At 72.1% G+C, this 14,087-nt stretch carries 11 protein-coding genes; 8 read left to right on the top strand and 3 right to left on the bottom strand.

The features are described from left to right. The first annotated feature begins 64 nt into the window (after window positions 1–64). Together ACZ592_RS19990 and ACZ592_RS19985 are read left to right on the top strand one after the other, a co-directional pair. A complete protein-coding gene (locus ACZ592_RS19990; RefSeq protein WP_471582893.1) occupies window positions 65–250 on the top strand; it encodes a hypothetical protein in 186 nt (61 codons plus the stop codon). 103 nt (window positions 251–353) lie between these two features. After that, on the top strand, window positions 354–809 hold the full coding sequence (locus tag ACZ592_RS19985) for a nuclear transport factor 2 family protein (RefSeq protein WP_471582892.1): 456 nt from the start codon (window positions 354–356) through the stop codon (window positions 807–809). A 54-nt stretch (window positions 810–863) separates the two neighbouring features. Here ACZ592_RS19985 and mfd read toward each other — a convergent pair whose 3' ends face one another. Further along, window positions 864–4,412, bottom strand: coding sequence for a transcription-repair coupling factor (gene mfd / locus ACZ592_RS19980; RefSeq protein WP_471582891.1), 3,549 nt, complete (start codon window positions 4,410–4,412; stop codon window positions 864–866). 338 nt (window positions 4,413–4,750) lie between these two features. On the opposite strand from mfd, the gene ACZ592_RS19975 reads away from it, so the two are divergent. From ACZ592_RS19975 to ACZ592_RS19965, 3 genes are all read left to right on the top strand, one after another. Continuing rightward, window positions 4,751–5,266, top strand: coding sequence for a SigE family RNA polymerase sigma factor (locus tag ACZ592_RS19975; protein ID WP_471582890.1), 516 nt, complete (start codon window positions 4,751–4,753; stop codon window positions 5,264–5,266). Continuing rightward, window positions 5,263–5,796 carry a hypothetical protein gene (locus ACZ592_RS19970; RefSeq protein ID WP_471582889.1) on the top strand — a complete coding sequence of 178 codons (534 nt, stop codon included), beginning with the start codon at window positions 5,263–5,265 and terminating at the stop codon, window positions 5,794–5,796. The genes ACZ592_RS19975 and ACZ592_RS19970 overlap by 4 nt, the downstream gene beginning before the upstream one ends. A gap of 106 nt (window positions 5,797–5,902) precedes the next feature. After that, complete coding sequence (locus ACZ592_RS19965) at window positions 5,903–7,360, top strand: DUF2079 domain-containing protein (RefSeq protein WP_471582888.1); 1,458 nt, start codon at window positions 5,903–5,905, stop codon at window positions 7,358–7,360. Between the two features lie 95 nt (window positions 7,361–7,455). On the opposite strand, the gene ACZ592_RS19960 is transcribed toward ACZ592_RS19965, so the two are convergent. Both ACZ592_RS19960 and ACZ592_RS19955 read right to left on the bottom strand, forming a co-directional pair. Beyond that, the gene (locus ACZ592_RS19960; protein ID WP_471582887.1) at window positions 7,456–10,056 is read right to left on the bottom strand and encodes an ABC transporter permease; all 2,601 of its coding nucleotides are present in this window, start codon (window positions 10,054–10,056) and stop codon (window positions 7,456–7,458) included. Next, window positions 10,053–10,841, bottom strand: coding sequence for an ABC transporter ATP-binding protein (locus tag ACZ592_RS19955; protein ID WP_471582886.1), 789 nt, complete (start codon window positions 10,839–10,841; stop codon window positions 10,053–10,055). The genes ACZ592_RS19960 and ACZ592_RS19955 overlap by 4 nt, the downstream gene beginning before the upstream one ends. A gap of 488 nt (window positions 10,842–11,329) precedes the next feature. On the opposite strand from ACZ592_RS19955, the gene ACZ592_RS19950 reads away from it, so the two are divergent. The 3 genes from ACZ592_RS19950 (at window position 11,330) to ACZ592_RS19940 (ending at window position 13,769) form a co-directional block, all read left to right on the top strand. After that, window positions 11,330–12,871 (top strand): MFS transporter, encoded by a 1,542-nt coding sequence (locus tag ACZ592_RS19950; RefSeq protein ID WP_471582885.1) that lies wholly within the window; start codon window positions 11,330–11,332, stop codon window positions 12,869–12,871. Window positions 12,872–13,045: 174 nt separating this feature from the next. Continuing rightward, window positions 13,046–13,447, top strand: a complete 402-nt coding sequence (locus tag ACZ592_RS19945) for a hypothetical protein (RefSeq protein WP_471582884.1) — start codon at window positions 13,046–13,048, stop codon at window positions 13,445–13,447. Beyond that, window positions 13,437–13,769 carry a hypothetical protein gene (locus ACZ592_RS19940; protein ID WP_471582883.1) on the top strand — a complete coding sequence of 111 codons (333 nt, stop codon included), beginning with the start codon at window positions 13,437–13,439 and terminating at the stop codon, window positions 13,767–13,769. Before ACZ592_RS19945 ends, ACZ592_RS19940 begins: the two co-directional genes overlap by 11 nt. Window positions 13,770–14,087 lie beyond the last annotated feature (318 nt).

Raw genomic sequence — 14,087 nt, 5'->3', positions numbered from 1 at the left:
GCACCGCGGACGTATCGTCGTCGTTGAGTCCCCTCCCTCCCCCGCCTCTTGAGGAGTTCTCCGCATGGGCATCTTCGACAAGTTCAAGGACCAGGCCCAGGACAGGGGCGAGGACATCTCGAACGCCTTGGAGGAAGAGGTCGACGAGAAGACCGGCGACGAGCCCGCGGGCAAGGTCGAGCAGGTGCGGGAGCAGGCGCACGACCGCGTGGAGGGGGACGGCGGGCCGACGGGCCGGAAGCCGTCCTGAGGCTCATTACCTCCGCGGTAATCGACCGGCGCTCTTCCCCTCGGCAGGATCGGACACATCAGCCGGACCGCACCCGGCCGCATCCGCACCCGAGGAGAGCGCCATGACCGCCCAGACCCCCGCGACCAGCACGAGTTCCGCCACCGACACCACCGCCCGGACCCGCTCCGTCGTGCAGGAGTTCCTCACGGCCCGCATGGCCGGGGACACCGCGCGGATGGTGGAGCTCTTCGCCGACGACGTCGACTGGCTGCTCGCCGAGAACCCCGCCGCCCCGTGGATCCGCCCGCGCTCCACCGGCGCCGAGTGCGCCGCCCAGGCCGCGGAGCTCGCCGAGCACACCGTCCCCGAGGACTCCCGCGCCACCCTGGACGCCTTCCTCGTCGACGGCACCGACGCCGTCCTGACGGGGCACCTCGGCGGCACCGTGCGCGCCACCGGCAAGTCCTTCGAGGGCCCCTTCGCGCTGCGCCTCACGGTGGAGGACGGCCGGATCACCCGGCACCACCTCTACGAGAACAGCCTGTCGATCGCGGAGGCCTGCACCCCCGCGACCTGACCGGCACGCCCCGGGACCACCGCCCCGGAATCCGGCCAACGCCCCGGGACGCGCCTACGACCCCAGGATCGACGTCAGGAACTCCCCGACCCAGCCGAGCAGTTCGCGCCCGACCAACGGCTTGCCGCCGACCTTCGCGGTCTTCGGGCGCGGCACCAGGACCTGGTGCGCGGTCGCCTTGATGACCGTGCCGGGGTAGAGCCGCTTGAGGCGCAGCTCCTGCGACTCCCTCAACTCCACCGGCGCGAAGCGGATGTTGGCGCCCTGGAGGACGATCTCGCCGACACCGCACGCGCGGGCGAGCATCCGCAGGCCCGCCACGAGCAGCAGGTTCTCCACCGGCTCCGGCAACTTGCCGTAACGGTCGGTGAGTTCCTCGCGCACGGAGGCGATGTCCTCCTCCGTGGTGGCGGAGGCGATGGCGCGGTAGGCCTGCAGGCGCAGGCGCTCGCCGGGGGCGTAGTCGTGCGGGACGTGCGCGTCGACCGGGAGCTCGATCTTGACCTCCAGCGGCGGCTCCTCCTCCACGCCACCCTCCAGGGAGGCGCGGTAGTCCGCCACCGCCTCGCCGACCATGCGGACGTAGAGGTCGAAACCGACGCCCGCGATGTGCCCCGACTGCTCGCCGCCGAGGAGGTTGCCCGCGCCGCGGATCTCCAGGTCCTTCATGGCGACGTACATGCCCGCGCCCATCTCGGTGTGCTGGGCGATGGTCGCGAGGCGCTCGTGCGCGGTCTCGGTGAGCGGCTTCTCCGGCGGGTAGAGGAAGTAGGCGTAACCGCGCTCGCGTCCTCGGCCCACGCGGCCGCGCAGCTGGTGGAGCTGGGAGAGGCCGAAGTTGTCGCCGCGCTCCACGATGAGGGTGTTGGCGTTGGAGATGTCGATGCCGGACTCGACGATGGTCGTCGAGACGAGGACGTCGAACTTCTTCTCCCAGAAGTCCACGACGACCTGCTCCAGGGCCTGTTCGGACATCTGGCCGTGGGCGGTGGCGATGCGCGCCTCGGGGATGATGTCCCGGAGCCTGGCCGCCGCCCGGTCGATGGACTCGACACGGTTGTGGATGTAGAAGACCTGGCCCTCGCGCAGGAGTTCACGGCGGACGGCCGCGCCGATCTGCTTCTCCTCGTACGGCCCGACGAAGGTCAGCACCGGGTGGCGCTCCTCGGGCGGGGTGGTGATCGTCGACATCTCGCGGATGCCGGTCACGGCCATTTCGAGCGTACGGGGAATGGGGGTCGCCGACATCGTCAGGACGTCGACGTTCGCGCGGAGCTTCTTCAGCTGCTCCTTGTGCTCGACGCCGAAGCGCTGCTCCTCGTCGACGATGACCAGACCGAGGTCCTTGAACTTGGTCTCGGAGGAGAAGAGGCGGTGGGTGCCGATGACGATGTCGACCGAGCCGTCGCGCAGCCCTTCGAGCGTCGCCTTGGACTCGGTGTCGGTCTGGAAGCGGCTCAGCGCGCGGACGTTGACCGGGAACTGGGAGTACCGCTCGGAGAACGTGCCGAAGTGCTGCTGGACCAGGAGCGTCGTGGGCACGAGCACCGCGACCTGCTTGCCGTCCTGCACCGCCTTGAAGGCCGCGCGGACCGCGATCTCCGTCTTGCCGTAGCCGACGTCGCCGCAGATCAGGCGGTCCATCGGGACCGTCTTCTCCATGTCCTCCTTGACCTCGGCGATCGTGGTCAGCTGGTCGGGCGTCTCCGCGTAGGGGAAGGCGTCCTCCAGCTCGCGCTGCCAGGGCGTGTCGGAGCCGAAGGCGTGCCCGGGAGCGGCCATGCGCGCGCTGTACAGCTTGATGAGGTCCGCGGCGATCTCCTTGACCGCCTTCTTCGCCCGCGCCTTCGTCTTCGTCCAGTCGGCGCCGCCCAGGCGGTGCAGGGTGGGGGCCTCGCCGCCGACGTACTTGGTGATCTGCTCCAGCTGGTCGGTGGGGATGTAGAGCCGGTCGCCGGGCTGGCCGCGCTTGGCGGGGGCGTACTCCACGACGAGGTACTCGCGGGTGGCGCCCTGCACGGTGCGCTGCACCATCTCGATGTAGCGGCCGACGCCGTGCTGCTCGTGGACGATGTAGTCGCCGGCCTCCAGGGTCAGCGGGTCGATCGTCTTGCGGCGGCGGGCCGGCATGCGCTGGCCGTCCTTGCCCGCCGCCTTCTGGCCGGACAGGTCCGTCTCGGTGAGCACGGCGAGCTTCAACGCCGGGTCGATGAACCCGTAGTCGATCGAACCGCAGGAGACGTGCACCACGGACGGCGTGAGCTCGCTGAGGTCCGCGTCCAGGCGGGCCGCGATGCCCTCACCGCCGAGGACCTCGACGGTACGGGCGGCGGGGCCGTGGGCCTCGGTGACGTAGACGGTGCGCCAGCCGTCGGCGAGCCAGCCCTTGGTGTCCGCGAGCGCCTTCGCGGTGTCGCCGCGGTACGTCTCCGGGGCGTGCATGCCGAGCTTGAGGGTGCTGTCGTCCCCCGGCGCGTCGACGCCCAGGGCCTCGTCGGCGGCGAACGGCGAGACCGACCACCACATCATGCCGAGGTCGCGTGCGTGGTGCCGGACGTCCGCGATGCCCCACAGGGACGCCGCGCCCACGTCGATCGGGGCCTCTCCGCCGCCCGCCGTCGCCGCCCAGCTGGCCTGCAGGAACTCCTGCGACGTCGCCACCAGGTCGGCGGCGCGCGTCCGCACCCGCTCCGGGTCGCAGACCACCGCCATGGCGCCCTTGGGCAGGACGTCGAGCAGCAGCTCCATGTCGTCCACCAGGACGGGGGCCAGCGACTCCATGCCCTCGACCGCGATGCCCTCGGCGATCTTCCCGAGCAGCTCGCCCAGCTCCGGATGCCGCTCGGCGAGGGCCGCGGCCTTCTCGCGCACCGCGTCGGTGAGCAGCAGCTCACGGCAGGGCGGCGCCCACAGGCCGTGCTCGGCGACCTCCAGGGAGCGCTGGTCGGCGACCTTGAAGTAGCGGATCTCCTCGACGTCGTCGCCCCAGAACTCCACGCGCAGCGGGTGTTCCTCGGTGGGCGGGAAGACGTCGAGGATGCCGCCGCGCACGGCGAACTCGCCGCGCTTCTCGACCAGCTCCACGCGGGCGTACGCGGCGGCCGCCAGCGCCTCGACGACCTCGTTCAGATCCGCGCTCCGGCCGGGGCGCAGCGCCACGGGCTCCAGCTCGCCGAGGCCCTTGACCTGCGGCTGGAGGACCGAGCGGACCGGCGCGACGAGCACCGAGACCGGTCCCGTCTCCGGGTCGTCCGTGCTGGGGTGGGCGAGCCTGCGCAGCACCGCGAGGCGGCGGCCGACCGTGTCGGAGCGGGGCGAGAGGCGCTCGTGCGGCAGCGTCTCCCACGAGGGGTACTCCGCGACGGTGTCCGGCGGCAGGATCGTGCGCAGCGCCGCGGCCAGGTCCTCGGCCTCCCGGCCGGTGGCCGTCACGGCGAGGACGGTGCGCCGGGACTCCCTGGCCAGCGCCGCCACCGCGAAGGGCCGGGCCGCGGGCGGGCCGACCAGGTCGACGTGCATGCGGTGGCCGTCGGTCGCGGCCTTGGCCGCTTCGGCGAGTGCCGAGTCCTTGACGACGGCGTCGAGCAGACCGTGCAGGCTCATTGAAGGCTTTCCGTCCAGATAACCGGAGTGGGTGCCGGAGTGGGTGGGCAACGCGAAGGGCCCGGCACGTCGCACGGGCCGGGGGTCTCCAGCGTACGACTCCGCGCCGGACCGCGCGGCCCGGTCGCCCCGGGCCCGGCCGGCGGGGCCCCGCGCGGCCTCCCGCACAATGACCGGAAAACGCCTGTCCGAAAATTCTTTCCCCCGCGCGTAAACCGTGCGCGCGTCCCAGGCGTACTGCCTGCGAGGAACCCCGGAGACCACAACCGCCACACTCGCCACGACAGCCCCACGCGCCGCACGCACAGCCGCACACGGCCGCACGCACAGGAGACCACTTGACCGACGAGGAGTTCGAGGCGTTCTACGCGCACTCCGTGAGATCGCTGGTCGGGCAGGTGTATCTGATGACGGGCGACCTCCACGAGGCGCAGGACGTGGTCCAGGAGGCGTTCGTACGGGCCTGGGCGCGCCGCTCCCGCCTGGAGCGGGGCGCCGGGCCCGAGGCGTGGGTCAGGACGGTGGCCCGGCGGCTCGCGGTGAGCCGGTGGCGCCGGCGCGGCCGCAGCGCGGAGGCCTGGCGGCGCCACCACGGCGAGCGCGCGGCCACCGTGCCCGCGCCGGACCCCGGGACGGTCGCGCTGGTCACCGCCCTGCGCGAGCTCTCCGAGCGGCAGCGGTGGGTGGCGGTCCTGCACTACGTGTGCGACCTGTCCGTGCGGCAGGTGGCCGCGGAGACGGGGATCGCGGCCGGGACCGTGAAGTCCCACCTGTCCCGTGCCAGGGCGGCGCTCGCGCCGCATCTCGACGACGCGACCACCGCGGCGACGCACCGTGACGGAGGAGCACCGTGACTGAGGACAGGACCCCGCAGGACGGCTGCGGCACCGACGGCCACGACTCCGGCCGCCGCGGCGCCGACGACCACCGCTCCGACGACCACCGCTCCGACGGCCACGGCTCCGACGACCGTCTCGCGGACGCGCTGAAGCGGGCCGCCGCGACCGGCTCCCGGCTCGCGTCGCCCGCGCCGTCCAGGCAGGTCACCGCGCGCGGGGCGGGTCGCAGGCGCCGGACGTACGCGGTGGCCGCCGTGGCCGCCGTCTGCCTGGTGTCCGGCGGCGCGGCCCTCGCCGCGACGCAGCTGGGGCAGGTGGGCACTCCCGCGGGGCCCGCGGGGCCGCCGAGCCCCACGCAGTCCGCCTCCCTGCCCCCGCCGTCCCCCCTCACCGACCGGTCGGCCACCGGCCTCCCCTCCTCCGACCAGCCCTCCGGCAGCCCCTCCTCCCCCTCCCCGTCGGCCTCGGCCACCCCGACCACCGGCCGTCACTCGCCACCGCCGACGGACACACTGACCCCGACCGCGTCTCCCCCAGGAGGCTGACCCCGCCCCCGGCCCCGACGGGGACCGGAACGCGAACCCGCCCCCCGTACGTCACAGGTGCCGGGCCCCAGCCCGGCCCGCCCGCTCCCCACCAGAAAGCCACCCCATGCCCGGAGCCAAGACCGACCTCCCCGCCCAGGAGCGTGCCGACGAGCTCATACCGGCGCGGGACCGGACCGCCGCCGCGCCCGTCACGGGCGCGGACAGACGGCTCTGGGACCGCGCCCCTCACCTGCTCGCCGCCGGGCTGTTCGCCGCGTACGCCCTGGTGGCCGTCAACCGCTGGCGACGCCTGGAGACCATCTCCTGGGACCTGGGGATCTTCGAGCAGGCCGTACGCGCGTACGCGCACCTCCAGGCGCCCGTCGCCGACCTCAAGGGCCCCGGGGCGAACATCCTCGGCGACCACTTCAGCCCGGTCACCGCCCTCCTCGCCCCCGCCTACCGGCTCTTCCCCTCCCCCCTCACCCTGCTCGTCGCGCAGTCCCTGCTCCTCGCCGTCTCCGTGATCCCCGTCACGCGCGCCGCGACCCGGCTCCTGGGCCGGACGTCCGGGCTCGCCGTCGGCGTCGCCTACGGGCTGTCGTGGGGCGTCCAGCGCGCCGCCGACTTCGACTTCCACGAGATCTGCTTCGCCGTCCCGCTGATCGCCTTCTCCCTGGAGGCGCTGCTGCGGCAGCGGTGGCGGGCCGCCCTGCTCTGGGGCCTGCCGCTCGTCCTCGTCAAGGAGGACCTGGGCGTGACCCTCGCGGCCCTCGCCGTGGTCGTGGCGATCCGCTTCCGTCGTACGGACCCCAAGGCCGTGCCCTACGCCCTCGGGGTCGCCGCGTTCGGCGCGGTCGCCACCCTCGTCACCCTCACCCTGGTCATCCCCGCCTTCAACTCGGTGGGCGGGTACGACTACTGGGACAAGGTCGGCGAAGGGGGTGGCGCCGCCGGAGTGTTCGACGGCACCGGCACCAAGCTGCGCACCCTGGCCTGGCTGCTGATCCCCACCAGCGGCCTGCTCGCGCTGCGCTCCCCGCTGTTCCTGGTCGCGCTGCCCACCCTCGGCTGGCGCTTCCTGTCCGCCGACGACCACTACTGGGGCACCGACTGGCACTACAGCGCCGTCCTGATGCCCGTCGTCCTGCTCGCCCTCGCCGACGCCGCCGACACCGCGCGCCGCAGCGACAAGCCGTGGCTGCGCACGTACGCCGACCGGCTGCCCGCCTGCGCCGCCGTCGCCGCGCTCGCGCTGACCACCGCGCTGCCGATCGGGGGCCTCACCGAGGCGGCGACGTACGAGAAGAGCAAGCAGGTCGTCGCCGTGGAGCGGATGCTGGAGCGGGTGCCGGACGGCGCCACCGTCGAGGCGGACATCGCGCCGGTCAGCCGCCTCGCCGCACGGACCCGGGTGTTCTGGGTGGGCGCGGCCGACCCGGTGGTTCCCCGGTACATCGCCCTGGACGTGCGGTCCGGCTGGACCAAGGACCCGGTCGCCTACGCGAACAAGCTGCACCCGGGCGCCCGTTACGCCCTGGAGGACACCGCCCACGGGTTCGTGCTGCTGCGCAGGGAGTGACCGGAACACGAAGCCGGGGACCGGACGAACGGCGGCCCCGGCAGGCGCGCGATGCGTGCCTGCCGGGGCCGTCCCCCGTTCCCCCGTCGCAGTGGCTATTCGGTGGCGATGGCGTTGAGGACGTTCATCCGGCCGGCCCGGAAGGCCGGGACCAGTGCGGCGAACAGGCCCACGAACGCCGATCCCACGAAGACCGCGATGATCGTCGGCCACGGGATCTCCAGGACCTTCAGGCCCTCCAGCGCCAGGAGCTTCTGGGCCGTGGCCCCCCAGCCCATCCCGAGGCCGAGGCCGAGGAGCGCGCCGAAGAGGGCGATGACCACCGACTCCATGCGGATCATGCGGCGCAGCTGGCGGCGGGAGAGACCGATCGCCCGCATCAGGCCGATCTCACGGGTGCGCTCCACCACCGAGAGGGCCAGCGTGTTCACCACTCCGAGGATCGCGACGATGATCGCGAGGCCCAGCAGGCCGTAGACCATGTTCAGGAGCTGGCCGACCTGGTCCTTCAGCGTCTGCTTGAAGTCGGTCTGGTCCATCACCTTGTACTGCGGGTAGGCCTCCAGGGAGTCCTTCAGCGAGGCGTACGCGGCCTTCTCCCGGCCCTTGTCGGCCGAGGCGAACATCATGTCGTTCTGCGGGATCCGGTCGGCCGGGACGTACCGCTCCATCGTCGTGATGTTGAGGTACATCGAGCCCTTGTCGACCGACGTGTCGTCCGACGTGATCGCCGCCAGTTTCAGCTTCGCCGTCCTGCCGTGCTCGAAGGCGATCCTCAGCTCGTCGCCGACCTTCAGGTGGTGCTTCCGGGCGAACTCGTCGCCGACCGACATCGCGTTCGGGCCGTAGGCGGCGGACAGCTTGCCCGCGGTCGTCTCGCGGCGCAGGTCGGTGGCGTAGGACGGGTCGGCGGCGCTCAGGCCGACACCGTCGACGGTCTTGCCCGCGGGCGTCGTCATGTCCGCGTTGATCTGCTTGTAGCGGGTGATGTGGGAGATGTGGTCGGCCTTGCCCAGGGACTGTGCCGCCTTCTCGGTGATGGAGATGCCGGGCTGGGTGGGCTGGACGATGAAGTCCGCGCCGACCGACTTGTCGAGCTCGTCGGTGGCCGATGCGACCATCGAGGAGCCGACCACGGAGAGGCAGGCGACCAGCGCGAGGCCGATCATCAGGGCCGCGCCGGTGGCGCCGGTGCGGCGCGGGTTGCGCAGCGCGTTGCGCTCGGCCATCCGCCCGACCGGGCCGAACATCCGCAGCAGCAGCACGCTGATGACGCGGACCACGCCGGAGGCGAGCACCGGGCCGATGACGACGAAGCCGACGAGGGTCAGGACGACGCCGCCGCCCAGGAAGAGCGAGCCCTCGCTCGCCTTGTCGGCCTGCGACGCGGTGTAGAGGCCGTAGCCGCCCGCGCCGGTCAGGACCAGGCCGATGACGGCGCGCAGCGCGCTCGCCCTGCCGTCGGCCGGGGTGCCCGCGTCGCGCAGCGCGGCCATCGGCGAGACCTTGCCGGCCCGGCGTGCGGGGAGGTAGGCGGCGAGGACGGTGACGACGATGCCGAGGACCATGCCGATGACGGGGGTGGTCCAGTTGACGGTGAGGTCGCCGGTGGACAGTTCCATGCCCATGCCGGACATGAGCTTCATCAGGCCGACGGCGAGGCCGATGCCCGCGCCGACGCCGAGCACCGAGCCGAACACGCCGAGCAGCAGCGCCTCGACGAGCACGGAGCGGTTGACCTGCTTGCGGCTGGAGCCGATGGCCCGCATCAGGCCGATCTCGCGGGTGCGCTGGGCGACCAGCATCGAGAAGGTGTTGATGATGAGGAAGATGCCGACGAGGAAGGCGATCCCGGCGAAGCCGAGCATCGCGTACTTCATGACGTCGAGGAAGCTGCCGACGGAGTCGCGGTTGTCGTCCGCGGCCTCCTTCTGCGTCTTGACGTCGTAGGCGGCCTTGTCGCCCTTGTTCAGCCGGTCCAGGACCGTGGCGACGTCCGCCTTGAGCCGGCTGTCGCTGACACCCGCCTCCGCGGTGAGGTTGACGTGCGTGAACCGGCCGGTGGCGCCGAGGAGTTCGCGCTGGGAGGTGGCGGTGTCGAAGTAGACGATGGCCGCGCCGGGGTTGGTCACCTTGAAGGTGGCGATGCCGGAGATCTTCGCGGTGTGGTCGCCGGTGGCGGCGATGGTGCGCAGCTCGTCACCGATCTTGAGGTGGTGCTTGTCCGCGGTGTCGGCGTCGATCATCACCTCGGTGGGGCCGCGCGGACGGTGGCCGGAGGTGATGTCCATCGAACGCAGGTCGTTGTGCGTCCAGTTGCCGGCGATGGTCGGGCCGCCGTTGGTGGGGCCCATGTTCTTGTTCTCGGCGTTGACGACGGTCACGCTCTGGCTGCTGACCGCGCCCTCGGCGGACTTCACGCCCCGGGCCTCGGCGGCCTGCCGGACGACCGAGGCGGGCAGGGACTCGGGCCGGCCGCTGCGGGGCGCGTCACCCGCGTCCTCGGCGGACTTGGGGGTGACCGTGACGTCCGCGGAGGTCGCCGCGAAGAGCTTGTCGAAGGTCGTGCTCATGGTGTCGGAGAAGACGAGCGTGCCGCAGACGAACGCCACCGAGAGAACGACGGCCACCGCGGAGAGCGCCATGCGGCCCTTGTGCGCGAAGAAGTTGCGCATCGAGGTCTTGAGGACGGTCATGACGTGCGCCCCCGCGCGTCGAAGGACTTCATGCGGTCGAGGACCTGGTCGGCGGTCGGGTGGTGCATCTCGTCGACGATCCGGCCGTCGGCGAGGTACAGCACGCGGTCCGCGTAGGAGGCGGCGACCGGGTCGTGGGTGACCATCACGATGGTCTGGCCGAGCTCGGTCACCGAGCGGCGCAGGAAGCCCAACACCTCTGCCCCCGCACGGGAGTCGAGGTTTCCCGTCGGCTCGTCACCGAAGATGATCTCGGGCCGGGAGGCGAGCGCACGGGCCACGGCGACGCGCTGCTGCTGGCCGCCGGAGAGCTCGGTGGGGCGGTGCTTGAGGCGCCCGGCGAGGCCCACGGTCTCCACGACCTGGTCGAGCCAGACCCGGTCGGGCTTGCGGCCCGCGATGTCCATCGGGAGCGTGATGTTCTCGATGGCGTTCAGCGTGGGCAGGAGGTTGAACGCCTGGAAGATGAAGCCGATCCGGTCCCGGCGCAGCCGCGTGAGCTTCTTGTCCTTGAGGCCGGTGATCTCGGTCTCGTCGAGGTGGATCTGCCCGCTGCTGACCGTGTCGAGGCCGGCGAGGCAGTGCATCAGGGTGGACTTTCCGGAGCCGGAGGGGCCCATGATCGCGGTGAACTGCCCGCGGGCGATGTCCACGTCGATGTGGTCGAGCGCGACGACGCGGGTCTCCCCGCTGCCGTACGCCTTCACGACCTGGCGTGCCCGTGCCGCCACGGCCGTACGCCCTCCAGTGCCCCCGTGCCTGGGTGTGGTCACAGCCGTTGTCACGGTTTTTCTCCTATGTCGGTCATGCGAAGTGTCAGGTGTGCGCGGTGCGTCGGCCGCGCGGTGGGTCAGGTGCGTGCGGTGCGGTACGTCAGGTGCGTGCGGTGCTGCGGATACGTGTGGTGCGGTCCGGGTGCGCGTCGCGCTCGCGGTGCGGTGCGGTGCGTTCTTCGCGCTCTCAGTCTCCGGTCGCGAAGGGGTCCGGCGCGCTGGTGCTCAGCGCAGTCTTTTCCGGGGGAAAACCCCACCCCCGTCGGTGTGGTTGTCCGAGCCGGCCCCGTGCCCGGCTCGTAAGGACAATCTAAGGACCGCCCCCGGCCCGTCTCATCCTCCGGCGGGACGAACGCTCCCCAGTCCGTTGTACGGAGGTACCCCTAGGGGATCTCCACCCGCCGGTGGAGATCAACTCAGGGTCGGCTCCACCCTGCCCTCCACCCCCGCGGGGTGAGAAAGTGGCCCGCAGCAACCGGTTGCCGGGGGAAGGACGTTCCGTGGGGATCCACGACGCGACACGCACCCAGGACGCGATACGCGGCAGGGGCGCGGTCGTCGCCGCGCTCATGCTGGCCATGGCGCTGGCCGCCGTCGACTCCACCATCGTCTCCACCGCCGTCCCCCAGATCGTGGGCTCCCTCGGCGGCTTCTCGATCTTCTCCTGGCTCTTCTCCGGGTACCTCCTCGCGGCCACCGTCACCCTGCCCGTCTACGGCAAGCTCTCCGACACCTTCGGCCGCAAGCCCGTCCTCATCGCGGGCTGCGTCCTGTTCCTGCTCGGCTCCACGCTCTGCGCGTTCGCCTGGAACATGGAGTCGCTCATCGCCTTCCGCGTCGTCCAGGGCCTGGGCGGCGGCGCCGTCCAGGGCACCGTGCAGACCCTCGCCGCCGACCTGTACCCGCTCAAGGAACGCCCCAAGATCCAGGCGAAGTTGTCGACGGTGTGGGCCACCTCGGCCGTCGCGGGACCGGCGCTCGGCGGCCTCATCGCCTCGTACGCCGACTGGCGCTGGATCTTCCTCATCAACCTGCCCATCGGGTCGCTCGCGCTCTGGCTGATCGTGCGCCACCTCCACGAACCCGCACGCGCGGCCGTCCCGCGCGGCCGCGTCGACTGGCCCGGCGCGCTCGCCGTCTTCGCCTGCGGCGGCACGCTCCTGACCGCGCTCGTGCAGGGCGGTGTCGCCTGGGACTGGCTGTCGGCACCCTCCCTCGCGCTCTTCGGCGGCGGCGTGGCGCTGATCGCCGCGGTCGTCGTCATCGAACGCCGGGCGGCGGAACCGATCATCCCCGGCTGGGTCTGGCGCCGCCCCACCATCGCCGCCGTCAACCTCGCCCTCGGCGCGCTCGGCCTCCTGATGGTCGCGCCCACCGTCTTCCTGCCCACCTACGCCCAGTCCGTCCTCGGACTCGCCCCCGTCGCCGCGGGGTTCGTGCTCTCCGTGATGACGCTGAGCTGGCCCGTCTCGGCCGCCCTCAGCCAGCACGTCTACCGCAGGATCGGCTTCCGCAACACCGCCGTCGTCGGCATCTGCGCGGCCGCGCTGATCCTCTTCTCCTTCCCCCTGCTGCCCTACCCCGGGTCCGCCTGGCAGCCCGCCCTGCTCATGCTGCTGCTCGGCGCCGCCCTCGGCCTCTTCCAACTCCCCCTGATCGTCGGCGTCCAGTCCACCGTCGGCTGGGCCGAGCGCGGCACGGCCACCGCGTCCGTCCTCTTCTGCCGCCAGATCGGTCAGACCCTGGGTGCGGCCCTTTTCGGCGCGGTGGCCAACGGCGTGCTGAGCGCGCGGCTCGGCGGCTCCGGCTCCCTGGACTCGGTGGCCCGCATCCTGGACGACCCCGGCTCCGTGACCGACCCGGAGCCCCTGCGCCGCGCCGTCGACGCGGCGGTCGACTCGGTCTACCTCGGCGCGGTCTGCGCCGCCGTCCTCGCCCTCGCGGCCCTGCTCCTCCTGGCCCCACGCCGCTTCCCGATCCTCCAGGAGACCCAACTTGGCGTACAGCAGGACCAGTTGTCCCCCACCCAGCACTCCGACTGAGCCCGCTCCACTACCGTACGCACCGTCCCCTGTGCGGATTTGATGAGTGAAAACTAGACATTGCAGGATGTAGTGCTGTTACTGTACGTGCCGGTAACTCTGACGGGTACCCGTCAGAAATGACTCGGGGGGTCACATCGTCATGGGCGCCGTGCCCCCATGACCAAGGAACGCATGCGCCACAGAACCACCAGGCCGGTCACGGCAGTGACCGCCCTGTCCCTCTCGTTGTCCCTCTCGTTCACCTCGGCCGTCGCGGCGGGCGGCACGGCGTTCGCCGCCGAGCAGAAGCCACCGAGCCTCATCGAGATCGCCGAGCGGATCTCCCACTACGCGCAGTGCGACGACCTGGGGCTCGTCGAGAGGGCCGGCTGCCTGCGGGAGTTCACCCGCAAGGCCCTGGTCGCCGGTGTGGGCACCGCTCTGTTCCTCTACGGGACGCAGTCGGTGATGAAGGACCACGGCGCCCGGTTCAAGGCGCTGGACACCGAGTTGGAGGCGCTGGGCAAACCGAAGCTCGCCGAGCTCAAGGACCCCTCGGTGATTGCGAGGCTGAAGCAGCTCTATGGAAAGTGACCCGTACCTCTTGGTCGAGGACGACCGCTTCACGGCCCTGTTCATGCTGGGGGCGGACGACCGGGCCGAGGACGTCGAGAACGTCGACGCCGAACTCCGCCTGCCCGACGGCACGCGGTGGAGCGCCACCTTCATGACGCCCCGCGAGATCGCCGCGGTCATGGACCGCTGGCAGCGGACCGGGGAGTGTGCGGGCGGCGCGTTCTTCCAGTGCCCGGACCTCGTCGTCGTACCGGTCGGCGGGGTCGACGCGATGCGGGCCGCCTTCCGCGGGATCCTTGAGGACGGCGGGCCCGGGGGGATCCTGCCCGAGCTGGGCTGAGTGGGCCTTGGCAGGGGCCTGACCGGGCCGGGGCGGGCCTCCCCCGCGGAGGCCGCGCCCCTCAGGACCGTCTGCCGCCGGGGGGCCGGGGGTGTTCGGGTGCGGGTTTGTCGTGGCTTGTCGCGCCGTTCCCCGCGCCCCTCAAAGACCACCCGCCACCGTGGAAGCCGGGGGTGGGCGGGTGCGGGTTTGTCGTGGCTTGTCGCGCCGAGCCCCGCGCCCCTCAAGAACCGCCCGCCGCCGCGGGGGCCGGGGGTGGGCGGGTGCGGGATCGGTGTGGCTTGTCGTGCCGGGCCCCGCGCTCCTGAGAGGCCGCCG

This window comes from Streptomyces sp. NPDC040622 (genome assembly GCF_055593965.1).
Note: the sequence above shows the minus strand (reverse complement) of the source record. Positions and strands in the feature narration are given on the sequence as shown.